Here is a 17531-nt window from a genome sequence, read left to right as displayed (position 1 = left end):
CGCTAATCTATAGAATGAAAAAAGCAACAGAAGGCATAGCGTCGATTTTAGAAGATAAATAATCATGCTTTCTTCCTTTTAATTTGTTCCTCTATAAGCTGCCGTAAATCTTCCAGTTCGTCCTGGCTTAAATTGGATTCTTTGGTGAAAAAAGAAGCAAACTGAGAGGCTGAATCATTGAAAAAATTCTTGATAAGGCCATTTACCTGCTTAGAGAAATAATCTTTTTTCCTTACCAGCGGGAAATATTCCCGGGAACGGCCATATTGTACATAATCCACAAAATTTTTGTCCTGCATGCGCTTTAGCAAAGTGGCAATAGTGGTTGTTGCCGGTTTGGGATCTGGATAAGCCGCAATGAGCTCTTTCATAAAAGCTTTTTCCTTCTTCCAAAGGATCTGCATAAGTTGTTCTTCTGAATTTGAAAGCTGCATTGTTCTACAGAATTAGAATTTACTCTACAAATGTAGAATAATTTTTTAATTCTACAAACATAGAGTGAATAAAATTAAAAAATCCCTGTCTGGTTATGACAGGGACTTATGATTTCGAAAACTGTGGTACGATTAGTCGGCTAACTGGCTTATCTGGTGGCCATTTTTAAGCTTATTATTTTCTATTTGCCAGATCGCCATGAAGTGCGCTAACGGAATTTCTTCATCGGGATTTTCGATAGTGCTTACGTAATAAGTAAAATTAATTACCACTTCTTCACCCTCTTGCAAAATGTTCTTAACTTCAATACGCAAAGATTCATAGGAATCGGCCATCTCAGCAGCAAAGGCCGAAATGTCTTCATACCTCATCAATCTCATCCCCGTACTGCTATTCCAGGTAAGTTTGGCATCAGGATGCAGGTATTTTGTAATAACATCGGGATCTGTATAAAAGCATTCATAAAATTTTTCTATGGTTTCTTTTCCCTGTTTACTCATATCTGCTATTTTATTTTATCGATCAATTTAGGCAATTGTCGCAAGAGCGCCAACTCTTTTAATTTTGCACGGGATTCCATCGCTGGATTGCCGGTATAAATTTTTCCTTCCTGGGTAGATTTGGTAATACCGGCCTGCCCCATCATGACACCGCCTTTTTTTACAGTTATGCCACTGCGCATTCCAACCTGGCCCCAAACTGTTACTTCATCTTCAATAATTACCGCTCCAGCAATACCAACCTGGGAGGCAATTAGGCATTTTTTTCCAATTACCGTGTCATGGCCAATCTGTATAAGGTTATCCAGTTTTGTACCTTCCCCAATGGTGGTATCCCCGGTGACTCCCTTGTCTATAGTACAATTGGCACCAATATCTACGTTGTCTTTTATCACCACCCGGCCGCCGGACTTTAATTTATCAAAACCCTCCGGCCTGTTTTTGTAGTAAAAGGCGTCACCGCCCAGGACGCTGCCGGAATGTATCGTGACATTGTTGCCAATTATGGTATAATCATAAAGGCTTACGTTGGCATGAATAAGGCAATTATTACCAATTTCCACATTATTTCCAATAAAAACGTTAGGCTGGATAATTGTCCCCTCTCCTATTTTTGCTGAAGAAGCTATGTTTTGCCCTGACTTCTGAAAAGGCCTAAAATATTCGGTAAGCTTATTGAAATCCCGGAAAGGATCATCGGAAATTAGTAATGCTTTTCCTTCAGGACATTCCACTTCTTTATTAATTAAAATAATGGTTGCGGCGGAATTCAGCGCCTTGTCATAATACTTTGGATGATCCACAAAAACAATATCACCGGGCGTGACCACGTGAATTTCATTCATTCCTTCCACAGGAAAACCTTCATCCCCCACATAATTGCAGGAAAGGATTGTGGCTATTTGCTTAAGCGTATGTTTTTGCTGAAATTTCATGATAGACGGTAGTCGTTAGACGTTAGAATTAAAAACTATAGGTTGTTGGGATACTCTTTTAATTTTATGCAAACATTCATTTTTCATTTAAATTAAGGAAAAAACCACCCCGGCCTGTGGCCACCCCTCCTTAAAAAGGATGGGAGCTATTTTTGTTATATTTAAATGTCCTGGATTTCCATTGTCAATTTTCCATTGTCAATTCTTTTCCACTTCTGCCTTCGTCCTTCTTACCTCCTACTTTCCTTTAACTACTCCTTCATACGTTCTTTATACGTACCTTTTTCGGTTTCGATCTTGATTTTATCACCTTCATTTATAAATAGCGGCACATTCACTTCTGCTCCTGTCTCCACAGTTGCCGGTTTGGTGGCATTTGTGGCAGTATTCCCTTTTACGCCCGGCTCTGTATGAGTGACCTCCAGAACAACGCTTGCGGGCATTTCAGTAGAAAGAGGGATGTTATCCTCAGTATTGATTAATACGGTAAGTATTTCTCCTTCTTTTAAAAGCTGGGGCATATCCAGGGCATTTTCGGTTAGCCTGATTTGCGTATAATCTTCTACATGCATAAAATGATAAAATTCCCCATCATGGTAGAGGAACTGGTATTTATGCGTCTCCACCCTCACATCTTCTATTTTATGTCCTGCGGAAAAAGTATTGTCCACAACCTTTCCGGTAGTGACACTTTTTAATTTTGTACGAACAAAGGCAGGGCCTTTCCCGGGTTTTACATGAAGGAATTCTATAATTTTATAAATATCATGATTGTACCGAATGCACAATCCTTTTCTAATATCACTAGTACTTGCCATTATCTATTTTAGTTTGAGCTGAAGTATCCTTTCATGATACCTCTTTGTGAGTTTTTAATAAATTCCAAAATTTCATCCCTTTCTGCGCTTGCCTGCATTTCTGCTTCAATTATAGCGACAGCCTGGGAATTGTTATAATTCTTTTGATACAAAATGCGGTAAATATCCTGGACTTCCCTGATTTTTTCTGTAGTAAAACCTCTTCTTCTCAGCCCAATGGAATTAATACCCACAAAAGAAAGTGGTTCCCTTCCGGCCTTTACAAATGGGGGTACATCTTTACGTACCAGGGACCCGCCCGTTACAAAAGCATGGTTTCCAATACTACAAAATTGCTGAACTGCCGCCATACCTGCGAGTATTACATGTTCCCCTACATTAATATGCCCGGCCAGCGTGCTGTTGTTTGAAAAAATACAGTTATCTCCCACAATACAGTCGTGGGCGATATGGCAATACGCCATGATCCAGCAATTTTTTCCAATTACCGTTTTCATCCGGTCTGAAGTACCACGGTTAATTGTTACACATTCCCTGATGGTGGTATTATCCCCAATTTCGGTTACTGTATCTTCATCATTAAATTTTTTATCCTGAGGGATCGCAGAAATTACTGCGCCGGGAAAAATATTGCAATTTTTACCAATCCTGGCCCCTTCCATTATAGTAACGTTAGAACCAATCCAGGTTCCCTCCCCAATTACAACATTGTTGTGTATAGTTGTAAAAGGTTCTATGACCACATTTTTGGCGATTTTGGCACCAGGATGCACGTATGCTAAAGGTTGGTTCATAAATTCTTTTATTTTGATTTTACAATTTGTGCCATTAAAACAGCTTCAGTCGCAATTTTTCCATTTACATAAGCGTATCCCTGCATCTGGCAAATTCCGCGGCGGATTGGCGCCAGGAGCTCCAGTTTAAAAATAAGGGTATCTCCGGGAACTACCTGTTGCTTAAACCTTACGTTGTCTATTTTCATAAAATAAGTAAGGTAATTCTCCGGGTCCGGCACCGATTTTAAAGCAAGAATCCCACCGGTTTGGGCCATAGCTTCTACCTGTAATACCCCTGGCATAACCGGTTTCCCTGGAAAATGTCCCACAAAAAAGGGCTCATTCATGGTCACATTTTTCATTCCCACCACCGAACTTTCGGTTAACTCGTAAATTTTATCTACAAGTAAAAACGGGGAACGGTGCGGCAAAGTATTCATGATGTCTATAACGTCCATCAATGGCTTCTGGGAAAAGTCGATTTTTGGAGCATTGTTCCTTTTGGAATCCTTGATCTTTTTGGCCAGTTTTTTTGCGAATTGTGTATTTACATGATGTCCCGGTTTATTGGCAATTACCTTACCTTTTATTTTAGTGCCCACCAAGGCAAGATCGCCAAGCACATCCAATAACTTATGCCTGGCAGCTTCATTAGGATAATGAAGCGTTAAATTATCAAGAATACCATTTGGTTTTACGGCAATTTTATCCCTTTTGAATGCATGCCTTAATTTTTGAAGTGTCTCCTCTCCAATTTCTTTATCTACGTAAACAATAGCGTTGTTAAGATCTCCACCTTTTATAAGCCCATGTTCCAGTAGAGCCTCAAGTTCATGTAAAAAACTGAAGGTGCGGGCATTGGCTATTTCATTCTTAAACTCCTTTAAATTAGAGATACTGGCGTTTTGAGTTCCTAAAACTTTTGTTCCAAAATCCACCATTGTAGTCACCTGGTATTCTTCTGCAGGCATCACTATAATCTCGCTTCCGGATTTTTCATCATGATAGCACATCACCTCGTCTACCACGTACTCCTCTCTTTCAGCTTCCTGCGCTACTACTCCCGCTTTTTCCAGGGCTTCCACAAAAAATTTAGAAGACCCGTCCATAATTGGAGGTTCTGATGCATTGAGCTCTATAATTAGGTTATCTATTTCCAAACCCACACAGGCAGCCAGCACATGTTCCGAGGTTTGGATGCTCACCCCGTTTTTTTCCAGGTTTGTTCCCCGCTGGGTATTAACAACATAATTAACATCGGCCTCAATTACCGGGCTTCCTTCAAGATCTACCCTTTTAAAAAGATATCCTGTATTTTCCTCAGCCGGTTTAAAGGTAAGAGTTACCTCCTGCCCTGTATGCAGCCCCACCCCTTTAAGGGAGACTTCATTTGCAATGGTCTTTTGCTTTGACACCTTTTCAGCCATTATTTTTCAGTTTTTTTTCCAGTTGGTTTAGCTTATCTATCGTTTGAGATAAATTTTTAAAATGTATATAAGATTTATTGTAGTTGCTATATCCTATTGCAGGGGAACCCTGTAGCATTTCATCATCTTTTATATTGCGTCCTACCCCGGATTGTGCCTGGATTTTTACCCGATCTCCTATAGTAAGATGGCCCGAAATCCCCACCTGACCACCTATAAGGCAATTTTTCCCGATTTTGGTGGAACCGGCTATTCCGGTTTGTGCTGCAATAGCCGTATTTTCACCTATTTCCACATTGTGGGCAATCTGGATCTGGTTATCCAGTTTCACACCCTGCCGCAATATTGTGGAACCCAGCGTGGCCCTATCTATAGTTGTAGCTGCCCCAACATCTACATTATCTTCAATAACCACATTCCCTATTTGAGGCACTTTACTGTACACTCCATTCTCATCCGGGCTAAAACCAAAGCCATCGGCTCCAATTACCGCTCCGCCATGGATCGCACAATTATTACCTATAATGGTTTCAGAATAGATCTTTACCCCCGCAAAGATAGTTACGTTATCTCCAATCTTCACGTTATCGCCTATATATGAGCTAGGATAAATTTTTACATTATCTCCAATTTTTACATTTTCTCCTATATATGAAAAAGCACCAAGATAGAGTTTCTCCCCGTGGTTTACAGTTTCTGAAATAAAGCTGGGCTGCTCTATTCCGCTTTTATTGAGTTTAATTTCATTATAGTAAGCCAATAAAGTTGAAAAGGCCTTGTAAGCATCCTTTACCCGAATAAGGGTGGTATGCACTGGCTGATCTACTTCAAAATCTTTATTTACAATAGTGATAGAAGCATTGGTCTTGTAAATATAGGAGGTGTATTTAGGATTGCTAAGGAAAGTAAGTGAACCTTCTGAACCTTCTTCAATTTTGGCCAATTCAGAAACCTCGGCTTCAGGATTTCCTTCCACTTCCCCTTCCAGTATCTCTGCTATTTGTGCTGCTGTAAACTTCATTCTGGCAAAAGTAAAAAAAATGCGCTAATCTTAAGACTTAGGATAACAGATATAATATTTTACCACGGTTTTGGATAAGGCTTTCAAATTTAATTGGTCTGAAACCTTAATAACGTCATTAATTTTGCCGTTTTTATGAAGAATATTGATGTTGTTCTTTTCCTTTTTATATGCCAGATTCGTTATTTCTCCACTAAAAACAAAGTAACCGGCTTCATGAGCGGTAAGTGAATGCTTCTTCTGAAGCAGCTGTTTATGCTTTTCAATTTTTTGAAGCGAAGGCTTCTTTTTCTTGATTTTCACCTTCAGCAAATCCCTGTTAATGATCATACTGCAAAGGTTTCGCAGTACAAAATCTTCGCATTTTACCCACTCTTTCATTGCGCATACCACATCATAATCATCAAGCCGGGCAAATTCAGCTAAAACTTCTTTTGTAAAGCTTTCGCGGCTAATTTTTCTCTCCAGAAAGAAATTTAGGGCTGAACTGGATGCCACTTTATGCCCATTTTCAATTAATTCTTTGGCACGTCTTAGAACCCTTATTAACAATTGCTCTGCCACAAGGCTGGTTTTATGTAAGTAAACCTGCCAGTACATTAGCCTTCTGGCCACCAGGAATTTTTCTACGGAATAAATTCCTTTTTCCTCTACCACCAGTTCATCATTTACCACATTAAGCATGGTAATTAGGCGTTCGCTGTTAATGTTTCCTTCCGCGGCACCAGTGTAGAAACTATCCCTTTTAAGGTAATCCAGCCGGTCCATGTCCATTTGGCTGGAAATTAACTGGTTCATGAAAGGACGATTATATTCCCCTTTAAACATGCTGATGGCCAGCGTTAAACTTTGGTTAAAATTACAGTTCATTTCTTCCATAAAGAGAAGCGAAATGCATTCGTGATCTACCCCTTCCACAATACTGTGTTCCATCGCATGAGAAAAAGGGCCATGCCCTATATCGTGCAATAAAATGGCAATCTGCAGGGCTTCCTCCTCTTCTTCAGAAATTTTAACTCCCTTATATTTAAGCATCCGCACCGCCTTTTGCATTAAATGCAGGCAACCCAGGGCATGATGAAACCTGGTATGATGTGCACCCGGGTACACCAGGTAAGAAAGGCCCATTTGAGAAATCCGGCGCAGCCGTTGAAAATAAGGATGCTCAATAAGATCAAAGATCCGCTGGTTAGGAAGGGTAATAAATCCGTAAATTGGATCGTTTAATATTTTGAGTTTTGTTTGTGAAGCCAAGCTTTATAGTTTAGTATTACAAATATACATATTGAAGCCTATAACAGGCATTTGTTGAACCGAAAAGCCGCATAAGCAAAAAAGGCTGTAAATATTCTAAAATGAACAACATCAAAATACTTTGGGTAGATGACGAAATAGATCTCTTAAAACCACATATCATATTTCTGGAAAACCGGGATTACAAGGTTACCACCTGTAAAAGCGGGACTGAAGCCCTGGAGAAGCTGGAAGAGGAGAGTTTTGATATTGTTTTTCTGGATGAAAATATGCCGGGCCTTACCGGCTTGGAAACTTTATCTGAAATTAAGGAGAAAAGCGAGAACCTTCCTGTAGTGATGATCACCAAAAGCGAAGAAGAATATATTATGGAGGAAGCCATTGGCTCCAAAATAGCCGATTACCTTATAAAACCGGTTAATCCAAACCAAATCCTGCTTAGTATCAAAAAAAACCTGGATCTGTCCAGGCTGGTTTCTGAAAAGACAACGTCCAGCTATCAGCAGGAATTCCGTAAAATCGCTATGGACCTTGCGCAGGTTAACACATTTGAAGAATGGGCTGATATGTACCAGCGCCTTACCTATTGGGAACTGCAGCTGGAAAATATTGAAGACAGCAGTATGAGGGAAATCCTGGAATCCCAAAAGCAGGAAGCAAATACCCAGTTTTGTAAATTTATTGATAAAAATTACGCCGCCTGGTTTTCAAGAGATGCCGAAGCTCCCATTATGTCTCATACGCTATTTAAAAAAAAGCTGGTGCCCGAATTGAGCAAAGAGCAGCCCACGCTTTTAATTGTGGTGGACAATTTGAGGTATGACCAGTGGAAAGCCTTTGAACCTACAGTGAGTAACTTTTATAAAAAAGAAAAAGAAGCCCTCTATTACAGTATTCTTCCTACAGCAACCCAGTATGCCCGTAATGCCATTTTCTCCGGACTAATGCCGGGCGATATGGAAAAGCTTTTCCAGCAATACTGGAAAAATGATACCGATGAAGGGGGGAAAAACAATTTTGAAGAAAATTTTCTACATGAGCAAATCAAGAGACTGGGTCTGGATTATAAATATGAATATCATAAAATAAGCAGTTTAAAAGCAGGAAAAAAACTAGTTGAAAATTTCAAGACCCAAAAGAGCAACGACCTTACCGTGGTAGTTTACAATTTTGTGGATATGCTTTCCCACTCAAAAACAGAAATGGAGGTTATCAAAGAACTTGCCTCCAATGATAAGTCTTACAGATCCCTTACCCAAAGCTGGTTTAAAAACTCTCCGCTACTCGAGATTATCCAGCAGGCACAACAATTAGGCTTCAAACTTATCATCACTACAGACCATGGTACCATAAATGTAAAGAACCCGTCCAAAGTAATAGGAGACAAAGAAACCAGCTTAAACTTAAGATATAAAACGGGCAAAAGCCTTACCTATGAAGATAAGGACGTGCTGGCAGCTACCAATCCCAAAAGCATTCACTTACCAACCCTTAACATGAGCAGCTCCTTTATCTTTGCAAAAGGAGACCTCTTTTTTGCTTATCCCAATAATTACAATCATTATGTAAGCTACTACAGGAATACCTACCAGCATGGTGGAGTTTCCCTTGAGGAGATGATAATCCCCTACATAATTTTATCTCCAAAATAAAAAATACCGATAAAGTGCTTAATTTATCCGATAAAATACATTAGGTAAGATTCCCTATAGGACTGATATTCAGAAGTATGTGGTTTATAACAATAAATTACTTACCTTTACCATCCCTAAATCTGAATATTAAATGTCGTTAACCTACGATCTGGACCAGTTGGATATGGCCGTACACCATATTCTCAGTCATACAAAAAGCAGGACTTTGCTTTTTTATGGTGAGATGGGTGCCGGTAAGACCACTCTTATTAATGCCCTTTCGCGCCAATTAGGTGCAGAAGAGCCCGCTTCCAGTCCCACTTTTTCTCTAGTTAACGAATATCTTTCTCAGGAGGGACGCATTTTTCATTTCGACTTTTACCGTATTACCTCTGAAGCTGAAGCTTTAGATATGGGCATTGAAGATTATTTTGATACTGATGCCTGGAAATTTATTGAATGGCCTCAAAAAATTCTTTCTCTTCTTCCCGAAGATGCCCAAAAAGTGGAAATTACGGTCAAAAATGGAAATCGAAGATTGTTAAAACTATGTTAAAAAATCTAGGAAAAAGAAAATAATAGCCAAAATGGACTTGTAAGAAAAAAATTACATATTATTGTTTTCAATTAAGCTGTTAGAATATTTTTTGGCAACTAAACGAAAATTCAAATAAGTTTACCTTACTTTTGAAAAGTGAAATTTTCAGAAAGCGGGATTTTCTTGCTCAAAAAAAGGCTGCAAAAGTACAATTAATATATTTAGCGGCAGGGTTTTATGTTTTTTATAGGTTTGTATCAGAAACAAAACGAAATACCAATCTTTAAAAAACACAAATATGAAAATCAAAGCAGTATTATTCGCAGCAGCAATTTTTGGAGCAAGCTTTTTTGTAACTTCAACTACTGATAATAACCATGATAAAGAAATCATCAAAAAGCAAGCAATCGATCGCTCGGCCATCAGGGTACCTACTCACGGGTAGTTTAATAGCTTTATTTATTGCTTTTTCACCATATTTATTTTATTTGTATGAAATTTTCCCAGACGGTCCCGTCTGGGAAAATTCTTTTTTTACCTATCACAGTCTTTATTATGAGAGTGTTTTAGCGGCAGCTTGGACTTATTTGGGGAAAGTTATTCCCCTATTGCTACTCATGATTTGGTTTTTTACCTGTAAACATTGGTGGTATCATGTTATTCTTGTACCTATTTGCATGTATTCAGTTCAACTAATATTAGCTTTTTATGAGGATGTTTATATGGAAGTTAACCCTATGGATACCAATCAATTAATCTACCTTGCACCATTCTTTATAATAATTCTTTCCATTGTTTATCTTATTAGAATTAAAATCTTTGATAGAATCTACGGATTAGAAAACCTTAGCGAACTGGAAGAAACTGATGTATCTGTTTTTTCCCATATTTCGGAAAGGGACAGAAAAGAAATTAAATCATTCCGGGAAGAAAATGAAGGCATTGAAGAAGAAATGTTGGTGGAAGACTACTACCGGAAACTCTGATTCCTGCTTCTTCTTATTTATTTTCCTAAATTAGTCGTACTTTAACTCTTATTGCAAAACAGTATGGCGAAACAGGTATCTCCTTTTACCAAAGAACAACTTATTCCGCAGGAAGAAACCCTTGAAATCCACAAGAACAAGGGGGAATTATTTATAGGAATTCCCAAAGAAACTTCATACCAGGAAAAAAGAGTATGTCTAAGCCCCGATGCCGTAGCCGCTATTACTTCAAACGGGCACAGGGTGCTTATAGAATCTGATGCCGGGAAGTGGGGCCGCTTTAGTGACCGCGATTACAGCAATGCCGGAGCTGAAGTCACCAGAGATACCCGTAAGGTTTTCTCCTGTCCTACCATCCTTAAAATTGAGCCGCCTTCTATGGAAGAGCTGGAAATGATTAACCCGCAAACGGTTTTAATTTCTGCACTTCAGCTAAAAACACAGTGTAAGGAGTATTTTCAGAAACTTGCTGCCAAACGCATTACCGCCCTTGGCTTTGAATTTATCCGGGATGAAGATGGTTCTTATCCCATTGTTAAAGCCCTGAGCGAAATTGCGGGCACGGCTTCAGTGCTTATCGCTTCAGAAATTATGAGCAACCATGCCAGAGGCAATGGGCTTATGTTTGGCAATATTAGCGGTGTTCCCCCCGTAGAAGTAGTAATTTTGGGCGCGGGTACAGTGGGCGAATTCGCCACCCGCTCTGCCCTGGGACTGGGAGCAAACGTTAAGCTTTTTGACAGCTCCCTTACCAGGCTGAGAAGTATTCAATCTAACCTGGGACAAACCTTTTACACCTCCACTATTCAGCCTAAAAATTTAACCAAAGCGCTACGAAGATGCGATGTGTTAATTGGTGCTGTAAGAGGAAAAAACCGCTCCCCGGTTTTAATTACTGAAGATATGGTTTCCTCTATGAAAAGAGGCGCGGTAATTATTGATGTGAGTATAGATATGGGGGGATGTGTGGAAACCAGTGAAATTACCTCACACGACAATCCTATTTTCGAAAAACATAATGTAATCCATTATTGTGTCCCCAATATCCCTTCAAGATATGCGCGCACTTCATCTCTTTCCATCAGCAATATATTTACGCCTTACCTGCTTCACATTGCCGAAGAAGGTGGCCTGGAAAACACCTTACGTTTCGATAAAGGCCTTAGAAGCGGACTGTATTTTTACCACGGAATTTTAACCAACAAATCTATTGCCGACTGGTTTGACCTTAATTATCGGGATATCAACCTTCTTATCTTTTAATTCTAAAAGAAAAGATCATAGAAACAAAAGGCATGAGAAAAGAACCAGGATAAAGAGGTAAAGATTGATAAATTTAAATTAGAATTGAGTACTGTTTAATTTCCCATAATTCCACATAAGCTTTTTCAATATTATCATTATCGGCTTTAACATCCGGACCTGGTTTAATACTTTTGCAATATTCTAAAATTCCTAAATGAAATTAATTCACAGGTTCGCCTATTTTGGCTTTGGACTCACCCTGGGAGTCATTTTTTTAGTATTCTTCCTTAGCGGGAAAAAGACTTCCTGCAGCTATTTTCCGAACGCGCGGGTCCTAAAAAATATCAGGGCTAATAAATGGACTTTTTCAGAAGAAGCGCTTCGTTCTTTCGAAAATAAAGATGTAGATACCTCAGTAGTGTCTAGGATCCTGCAAAACGGTGACGTAGATTTTGGGCAAAGTGAGACACAAAGAGAACCTTGCCGCATCTACTATATTTCAGGAGCTTCTCAAGAGCTAAAAAATCTGGAACTACAGGTTGAGAATTGTGATAGTACGGCCACCATTATGGATGTAAAGCTAAAGAAGTGAAAAAGTGGAAAGTTGTCAGTTCTGAGTTGTGAGCTGTGGGGTTTTAAAATTCCTCTGCTGAAAACAATTCTGAATAACCTGAAACCTAAAGCCTTAAAAAATTGTGTCTGCTATCTTTCAGGTGTTTTGAAAAAGATTTAGGAATTTGTGGATAAAATGCTCTTGGTTTCAGTGAACAGCTGAAAAAGTTGTCGGTTTTGAGTTGTGGGTTTTGAAATTCATCTGCTGAAAACAATTCCTACTAACCTAAAGTCCTAAAAATTGCTGTAAACCATAAGTTACAAGTGAAAAAGCTCGTAGCCTATAATTTACAGCAAAAAAGTAAACTACAAAATTTGAGCAGAATGCTCTTTGGTTTTAACTTTTTGGATCACTTCTTCAATTTTACCATTTTCATCTATAATAAAGGTGGTACGGTGAATGCCGTCATACTCCTTTCCCATAAACTTTTTAGGCCCCCAAACCCCATAAGCGTTTATCACTTCCTTGTCTTCATCGGCCAATAAAGGAAAAGGCAGTTCATACTTATTTTTAAAATTTTGCTGCCTTTTCTTAGAATCGGCACTCACGCCTAAAATAGCGTACCCATTTTCCTTAAAACTTTTCCAGTTATCCCTCAAATTACATGCTTCTGCAGTACAACCGGGTGTGCTTGCTTTTGGGTAAAAAAACAAAACCAGCTTCTTTCCTTTAAAATCTGAAAGCTTTACGCTATTTCCATCCTGATCTTCTGCTGAAAACTCCGGAGCTTTGTCCCCTGCTTTTAATGTTGTCATAATTTCTATTTTTGCCTAAAATTAATCAATATGAACAAAAAGCAAAAGGTAGCATTCGTTATAAAAACACTTAATGATATTTATCCTGAAGTTCCCATCCCCCTGGACCATAAAGATCCGTACACTTTACTGATTGCTGTTTTACTTTCAGCCCAAAGTACAGACGTAAAAGTGAACCAGATAACCCCCCTGCTTTTTGAAGTTGCCGATACTCCGCAAAAGATGGTAACACTTTCAGTAGAAGAAATTAAAGATATTATTAAACCCTGCGGACTTTCTCCCATGAAATCAAAAGGCATTCATGGCTTATCTAAAATTTTGATCGAGAAATATAATGGACAGGTTCCTGCAGATTTTGAAGCGCTGGAATCACTCCCCGCTGTGGGTCATAAAACCGCAAGTGTGGTCATGTCCCAGGCTTTTGGTGTTCCGGCTTTTCCCGTAGACACCCATATTCACAGGCTTATGTACCGTTGGAACCTTAGTAACGGGAAAAACGTGGCCCAAACCGAAAAAGATGCCAAAAGGCTTTTCCCCAGAGATCTCTGGAATAAATTGCACCTGCAGATTATCTGGTATGGTAGGCAATTTTCGCCTGCCCGGGGCTGGGATCTTGAAAAGGATATTATCACTAAAACTGTGGGAAGGAAAAGCGTGATTGATGACTATTATAAAAAGAAGAGCAGGAAATAAAGTTGAAAAGAAAAAGACCTGCTGGCTAACCACAGGTCTTTTTTCACATTTTCAATTAAGAAGCAAACTAAACTTCATAATTTTTCCGTCTATCACACTTAAAGCTTTTGAATAATTTAAAAGAAAATCTATAGTTTCTTTTTTCGGCTTTAAATTTTTCAGATTTTCTTCAGCTGAAGATTTCTTAAAGTAAATTTTCCCCATTTAATAATTTTTTGCGTTTGGTTTTAAGTAAAACGCCAATAAAAGGGGATTATTGTTTAGTGATTTGTTAAAATTATGTTACGCTTATCGATCAGTTTCCGAAGATTTATGAGCGCATAACGCATGCGGCCCAAAGCCGTATTTATGCTCACGCCGGTACGTTCAGAAATTTCCTTAAAACTCATGTCTTTATAAATACGCATGGTAAGCACTTCCAGCTGATCTTCAGGAAGTTCCTTTATAAGTTCCTGCACATCGCTTTCTATTTGGTCTTTAATGAGTTGTGTTTCGGCGTTAAGGCCCGTATCACTTAAAACTGAAAAAATATTAAAATCGCCGTTATTTTCAAATTTCGGCATCCTTTTATTTCTTCTGAAGTGGTCTATCACAAGGTTATGGGCAATGCGCATTACCCACGGAAGAAATTTTCCCTCCTCATTATATTTTCCACGTTTAAGCGTATTAATTACTTTGATGAAAGTTTCCTGGAAAACATCTTCAGCCACGTCTCTGTCAAAAACCTTTGAAAATATGAAGCTGTAAATTCTGTGTTGGTGGCGATTAATTAAGGTAGAAAGGGCCTGTTCATCACCGTGCATATACTCTCTTACAAGATAAGCGTCGGTTATCTGTTCGTTTACCATACTAGTTACTTTTTCAGGAACAAGAAGTTCCCGGGGTTAGGTTTTAGTTTAAAAGTAACTTTGTACTATAGGCAGACAGATTTGTTGTATGGTGTCAAATATAGCAAGATAAAATTGAGATATACAAATAAAACATTAAGTATTTAACATTACTCTAAGAATTGACCGGCTTTTTACACTGCTGCTTATTAAGTACCTTTGCATCCTTACTTTAGAAAAAAGAAAATGAACATTGACGTTGCGAAGGTAAACCCCAAACAGAATATTATTATTAAAGGTGCTAAACTGCACAATCTTAAAAATATAAATGTTGTTATTCCCAGAAACAAGCTGGTGGTTATCACCGGCCTTTCCGGTTCTGGAAAATCCAGCCTGGCCTTTGATACACTTTATGCTGAAGGGCAACGAAGGTATGTAGAGAGCCTGTCTTCTTATGCGCGCCAGTTCTTAGGACGCTTAAATAAGCCAAAAGTGGATTACATAAAGGGGATTGCGCCGGCCATTGCCATAGAGCAAAAGGTAAATTCCACCAATCCCAGGTCTACCGTGGGCACTTCTACTGAAATATACGATTACCTGAAACTGCTTTTTGCCAGGATTGGCAAAACCTATTCTCCCGTTTCCGGTAACGAAGTGAAAAAAAATACGGTTTCTGATGTTATTTCTTATGTAAAAAGTTTTGAAGAAGGTGAAAAGTTACTACTCCTTGCCCCCATTCATATTGAAAATGGGCGGTCCCTGGAAAAAAAAATTAACATTCTTGCCCAGCAGGGATACAGCCGAATTAAGGTGGGAGATACCGTACAGCGAATAGATGAAGCCGATCTTAAAGATTTAAATCCCGAGAAAACTTCCCTGGTGGTAGACCGGATTATTACCAAAGATGAAGAAGACTTTTTTAACCGGCTTGCAGATGCGGTGGAAGCAGCTTTTTTTGAGGGAAAAGGCGAGCTGTACATTCAGAAGATGAAGGATGGGGAGCAGCATCACTTCAGCAATAAATTTGAGCTGGATGGGATGAGTTTTCTGGAACCAAACGTGCATTTGTTCAGCTTTAATAATCCTTATGGCGCCTGCCCTAAATGTGAAGGCTACGGTGACGTGATTGGAATAGATGAAGACCTGGTTATCCCCAATACCGGTTTATCAATCTACGAAAATGCCATTTTCCCCTGGAGAGGTGAGAGCATGAGCTGGTACAGGGACCAGCTGGTGAATAATTCCCACAAATTCGATTTTCCCATCCATAAACCTTATTACGAGTTAACTGAAGAGCAGAAAGCGCTGGTTTGGAATGGCAATCAATATTTTGAAGGCCTAAACCAGTTTTTTGAATTTTTGGAGAGCAAAGCCTATAAAATTCAGAACAGGGTTATGCTTTCCCGTTACCGTGGGAAAACAAGATGTTCCATGTGCAAAGGTAAAAGGTTACGGCCGGAAGCACATTATGTCAAAATTAACGGGCTTAATATTACGGACCTGGTGGAAAAACCATTGGATGAAGTACGGGCGTTTTTTAAAAATCTCGAGCTTAACGAATACGACACGCAAATTGCCAAACGCCTCCTGACTGAAATCCGAAACCGGTTAGAATTTTTATCTAATGTTGGGCTGGATTACCTTACCCTCAACAGGAAATCCAACACGCTTTCCGGCGGGGAATCGCAGCGCATTAACCTGGCCACCAGCCTTGGGAGCAGCCTCGTGGGATCTATGTATATTCTTGATGAACCTTCAATTGGGCTGCACCCACGGGATACCGAGAGGCTAATTGGCGTACTTCAACATCTTCGAAACCTTGGCAATACGGTTATTGTTGTGGAACACGATGAAGATATTATGAACGCCGCCGATGAAATTATAGATATTGGCCCGGAAGCAGGAACTAACGGCGGCGAGGTAGTCGCTACGGGAAACCTTCCGCAAATCTTAAAATCTACTTCCTTAACGGCAAAATATCTTAATGGGGAGATGAAAATTGAAGTTCCGCAAAAAAGAAGGACTTCAAAACAATTGATTACCGTGGTTGGAGCACGGGAGAACAATTTAAAAAATATTGATGTCACTTTTCCGCTGGGAATTTTTACAGCAATCACCGGAGTTTCCGGAAGCGGTAAAAGTACTTTGGTGAAGAAGATCCTCTACCCTGCGGTTCAAAAAGAACTGGGAGGTTATGGCGAAAAAGCCGGACAATTTACTGAGGTCAAAGGAAGTTTTAAAAATCTGGGCAGTGTGGAATTTATCGATCAGAACCCGATTGGCCGCTCTTCCCGTTCTAACCCGGTGACCTATATCAAGGCGTACGATGATATCCGTAATCTATATGCGAATCAGCGTTTGTCTTCCATAAGAGGCTATAAAGCCAAACACTTTTCATTTAATGTAGACGGCGGGCGTTGTGATACGTGTAAAGGTGAAGGTGAAGTAACCATAGAAATGCAGTTTATGGCAGATGTTCACCTGGAATGTGAAGCCTGCGACGGAAAACGCTTTAAAAAGGAAGTACTGGAAGTTACTTTTGCTGATAAAAATATTGATGACGTGCTGAACATGACCATTGACGATGCCACCGACTTTTTCAGCGAAAACAATGAGGAGAAAATCGTAAATAAACTGAAGCCGCTTAAAGATGTTGGGCTGGGGTATGTAAAACTTGGGCAAAGCTCTTCCACCCTTTCCGGTGGGGAAGCACAACGAATCAAGCTTGCTTCTTTTCTGGTAAAAGGAAACACAAAAGAGAAAGCTTTATTTATTTTTGATGAACCCACTACAGGTTTGCATTTTCATGACATACAAAAGTTGCTGAAATCTTTTAATGCGCTTATTGAAAAAGGGCATTCTGTGGTAGTTATTGAACATAATATGGACCTGGTAAAATGCGCAGATCATGTTATAGACCTTGGGCCTGAAGGTGGCCAGAGAGGTGGAAATCTTGTTGCTGAAGGCACTCCGGAAGAAGTTGTTAAAAATAAGAATTCCTATACCTCAAAGTATCTAAAAGAAAAAATGTAATCTTTAAATATAACAGTATTGCTGATAAATCATCTATTTGA

The 17531-nt window shown here is 39.3% G+C and carries 19 protein-coding genes; 8 read left to right on the top strand and 11 right to left on the bottom strand.

Features of this window, described 5'->3' with window-relative positions; genetic code table 11:
• Positions 1 to 62 precede the first annotated feature (62 nt).
• The 8 genes from AB8M93_RS14205 to AB8M93_RS14170 all read right to left on the bottom strand — a co-directional run bounded on the left by AB8M93_RS14205 (position 63) and on the right by AB8M93_RS14170 (position 7166).
• Positions 63 to 434 carry a BlaI/MecI/CopY family transcriptional regulator gene (locus AB8M93_RS14205; RefSeq protein ID WP_373058816.1) on the bottom strand — a complete coding sequence of 124 codons (372 nt, stop codon included), beginning with the start codon at positions 432 to 434 and terminating at the stop codon, positions 63 to 65.
• Positions 435 to 566: 132 nt separating this feature from the next.
• Entirely contained in the window at positions 567 to 935 is a 369-nt protein-coding gene (locus tag AB8M93_RS14200; RefSeq protein ID WP_373058814.1) for a nuclear transport factor 2 family protein, read from the bottom strand.
• A gap of 5 nt (positions 936 to 940) precedes the next feature.
• Complete coding sequence (locus tag AB8M93_RS14195) at positions 941 to 1870, bottom strand: UDP-3-O-(3-hydroxymyristoyl)glucosamine N-acyltransferase (protein ID WP_373058812.1); 930 nt, start codon at positions 1868 to 1870, stop codon at positions 941 to 943.
• 251 nt (positions 1871 to 2121) lie between these two features.
• On the bottom strand, positions 2122 to 2688 hold the full coding sequence (gene efp / locus AB8M93_RS14190; RefSeq protein ID WP_373058810.1) for an elongation factor P: 567 nt from the start codon (positions 2686 to 2688) through the stop codon (positions 2122 to 2124).
• Between the two features lie 8 nt (positions 2689 to 2696).
• Complete coding sequence (gene lpxA / locus AB8M93_RS14185) at positions 2697 to 3482, bottom strand: acyl-ACP--UDP-N-acetylglucosamine O-acyltransferase (protein WP_373058808.1); 786 nt, start codon at positions 3480 to 3482, stop codon at positions 2697 to 2699.
• An 8-nt stretch (positions 3483 to 3490) separates the two neighbouring features.
• A complete protein-coding gene (locus AB8M93_RS14180) occupies positions 3491 to 4891 on the bottom strand; it encodes a bifunctional UDP-3-O-[3-hydroxymyristoyl] N-acetylglucosamine deacetylase/3-hydroxyacyl-ACP dehydratase (RefSeq protein WP_373058806.1) in 1401 nt (466 codons plus the stop codon).
• Complete coding sequence (gene lpxD, locus AB8M93_RS14175; protein WP_373058804.1) at positions 4884 to 5912, bottom strand: UDP-3-O-(3-hydroxymyristoyl)glucosamine N-acyltransferase; 1029 nt, start codon at positions 5910 to 5912, stop codon at positions 4884 to 4886. The genes AB8M93_RS14180 and lpxD overlap by 8 nt, the downstream gene beginning before the upstream one ends.
• Before the next feature lie 30 nt (positions 5913 to 5942).
• On the bottom strand, positions 5943 to 7166 hold the full coding sequence (locus AB8M93_RS14170; RefSeq protein ID WP_373058803.1) for an HD domain-containing protein: 1224 nt from the start codon (positions 7164 to 7166) through the stop codon (positions 5943 to 5945).
• A gap of 101 nt (positions 7167 to 7267) precedes the next feature.
• Here AB8M93_RS14170 and porX point away from each other — a divergent pair, with 101 nt between their 5' ends.
• The 6 genes from porX (at position 7268) to AB8M93_RS14140 (ending at position 12161) form a co-directional block, all read left to right on the top strand.
• Positions 7268 to 8818 (top strand): T9SS response regulator signal transducer PorX, encoded by a 1551-nt coding sequence (gene porX / locus AB8M93_RS14165; protein WP_373058801.1) that lies wholly within the window; start codon positions 7268 to 7270, stop codon positions 8816 to 8818.
• A gap of 133 nt (positions 8819 to 8951) precedes the next feature.
• The gene (tsaE, locus tag AB8M93_RS14160; protein ID WP_373058799.1) at positions 8952 to 9356 is read left to right on the top strand and encodes a tRNA (adenosine(37)-N6)-threonylcarbamoyltransferase complex ATPase subunit type 1 TsaE; all 405 of its coding nucleotides are present in this window, start codon (positions 8952 to 8954) and stop codon (positions 9354 to 9356) included.
• A gap of 280 nt (positions 9357 to 9636) precedes the next feature.
• Positions 9637 to 9783, top strand: coding sequence for a hypothetical protein (locus AB8M93_RS14155; protein WP_373058797.1), 147 nt, complete (start codon positions 9637 to 9639; stop codon positions 9781 to 9783).
• A 232-nt stretch (positions 9784 to 10015) separates the two neighbouring features.
• On the top strand, positions 10016 to 10324 hold the full coding sequence (locus AB8M93_RS14150; protein ID WP_373058795.1) for a hypothetical protein: 309 nt from the start codon (positions 10016 to 10018) through the stop codon (positions 10322 to 10324).
• A gap of 63 nt (positions 10325 to 10387) precedes the next feature.
• The gene (locus tag AB8M93_RS14145) at positions 10388 to 11587 is read left to right on the top strand and encodes an alanine dehydrogenase (RefSeq protein ID WP_373058793.1); all 1200 of its coding nucleotides are present in this window, start codon (positions 10388 to 10390) and stop codon (positions 11585 to 11587) included.
• Between the two features lie 196 nt (positions 11588 to 11783).
• A complete protein-coding gene (locus AB8M93_RS14140; protein ID WP_373058791.1) occupies positions 11784 to 12161 on the top strand; it encodes a DUF4258 domain-containing protein in 378 nt (125 codons plus the stop codon).
• A 326-nt stretch (positions 12162 to 12487) separates the two neighbouring features.
• Here the strand turns inward: AB8M93_RS14140 and bcp are convergent, their stop codons facing one another.
• Entirely contained in the window at positions 12488 to 12937 is a 450-nt protein-coding gene (gene bcp, locus AB8M93_RS14135; protein ID WP_373058789.1) for a thioredoxin-dependent thiol peroxidase, read from the bottom strand.
• A 30-nt stretch (positions 12938 to 12967) separates the two neighbouring features.
• On the opposite strand from bcp, the gene nth reads away from it, so the two are divergent.
• Positions 12968 to 13630 carry an endonuclease III gene (nth, locus tag AB8M93_RS14130; RefSeq protein ID WP_373058787.1) on the top strand — a complete coding sequence of 221 codons (663 nt, stop codon included), beginning with the start codon at positions 12968 to 12970 and terminating at the stop codon, positions 13628 to 13630.
• 51 nt (positions 13631 to 13681) lie between these two features.
• Here the strand turns inward: nth and AB8M93_RS14125 are convergent, their stop codons facing one another.
• Both AB8M93_RS14125 and AB8M93_RS14120 read right to left on the bottom strand, forming a co-directional pair.
• Positions 13682 to 13834 carry a hypothetical protein gene (locus tag AB8M93_RS14125; protein WP_373058785.1) on the bottom strand — a complete coding sequence of 51 codons (153 nt, stop codon included), beginning with the start codon at positions 13832 to 13834 and terminating at the stop codon, positions 13682 to 13684.
• A gap of 56 nt (positions 13835 to 13890) precedes the next feature.
• Entirely contained in the window at positions 13891 to 14478 is a 588-nt protein-coding gene (locus tag AB8M93_RS14120; protein ID WP_373058783.1) for an RNA polymerase sigma factor, read from the bottom strand.
• Positions 14479 to 14703: 225 nt separating this feature from the next.
• Here AB8M93_RS14120 and uvrA point away from each other — a divergent pair, with 225 nt between their 5' ends.
• On the top strand, positions 14704 to 17490 hold the full coding sequence (gene uvrA, locus AB8M93_RS14115) for an excinuclease ABC subunit UvrA (protein WP_373058781.1): 2787 nt from the start codon (positions 14704 to 14706) through the stop codon (positions 17488 to 17490).
• Positions 17491 to 17531: the final 41 nt, after the last annotated feature.

This window comes from Autumnicola aciditolerans (genome assembly GCF_041679265.1).
In the GTDB taxonomy this organism is placed as follows: Bacteria; Bacteroidota; Bacteroidia; order Flavobacteriales; family Flavobacteriaceae; genus Autumnicola.
This window is presented reverse-complemented; position numbering and strand designations above follow the sequence as displayed.

Excerpts from the sequence above, each read along its gene's own strand:
- AB8M93_RS14205 (WP_373058816.1), bottom strand. The coding sequence starts at position 434 with ATGCAGCTTTCAAATTCAGAAGAACAACTTATGCAGATCCTTTGGAAG.
- AB8M93_RS14200 (WP_373058814.1), bottom strand. The coding sequence starts at position 935 with ATGAGTAAACAGGGAAAAGAAACCATAGAAAAATTTTATGAATGCTTT.
- AB8M93_RS14195 (WP_373058812.1), bottom strand. The coding sequence starts at position 1,870 with ATGAAATTTCAGCAAAAACATACGCTTAAGCAAATAGCCACAATCCTT.
- efp (WP_373058810.1), bottom strand. The coding sequence starts at position 2,688 with ATGGCAAGTACTAGTGATATTAGAAAAGGATTGTGCATTCGGTACAAT.
- lpxA (WP_373058808.1), bottom strand. The coding sequence starts at position 3,482 with ATGAACCAACCTTTAGCATACGTGCATCCTGGTGCCAAAATCGCCAAA.
- AB8M93_RS14180 (WP_373058806.1), bottom strand. The coding sequence starts at position 4,891 with ATGGCTGAAAAGGTGTCAAAGCAAAAGACCATTGCAAATGAAGTCTCC.
- lpxD (WP_373058804.1), bottom strand. The coding sequence starts at position 5,912 with ATGAAGTTTACAGCAGCACAAATAGCAGAGATACTGGAAGGGGAAGTG.
- porX (WP_373058801.1), top strand. The coding sequence starts at position 7,268 with ATGAACAACATCAAAATACTTTGGGTAGATGACGAAATAGATCTCTTA.
- tsaE (WP_373058799.1), top strand. The coding sequence starts at position 8,952 with ATGTCGTTAACCTACGATCTGGACCAGTTGGATATGGCCGTACACCAT.
- AB8M93_RS14155 (WP_373058797.1), top strand. The coding sequence starts at position 9,637 with ATGAAAATCAAAGCAGTATTATTCGCAGCAGCAATTTTTGGAGCAAGC.
- AB8M93_RS14150 (WP_373058795.1), top strand. The coding sequence starts at position 10,016 with ATGTATTCAGTTCAACTAATATTAGCTTTTTATGAGGATGTTTATATG.
- AB8M93_RS14145 (WP_373058793.1), top strand. The coding sequence starts at position 10,388 with ATGGCGAAACAGGTATCTCCTTTTACCAAAGAACAACTTATTCCGCAG.
- AB8M93_RS14140 (WP_373058791.1), top strand. The coding sequence starts at position 11,784 with ATGAAATTAATTCACAGGTTCGCCTATTTTGGCTTTGGACTCACCCTG.
- bcp (WP_373058789.1), bottom strand. The coding sequence starts at position 12,937 with ATGACAACATTAAAAGCAGGGGACAAAGCTCCGGAGTTTTCAGCAGAA.
- nth (WP_373058787.1), top strand. The coding sequence starts at position 12,968 with ATGAACAAAAAGCAAAAGGTAGCATTCGTTATAAAAACACTTAATGAT.
- AB8M93_RS14125 (WP_373058785.1), bottom strand. The coding sequence starts at position 13,834 with ATGGGGAAAATTTACTTTAAGAAATCTTCAGCTGAAGAAAATCTGAAA.
- AB8M93_RS14120 (WP_373058783.1), bottom strand. The coding sequence starts at position 14,478 with ATGGTAAACGAACAGATAACCGACGCTTATCTTGTAAGAGAGTATATG.
- uvrA (WP_373058781.1), top strand. The coding sequence starts at position 14,704 with ATGAACATTGACGTTGCGAAGGTAAACCCCAAACAGAATATTATTATT.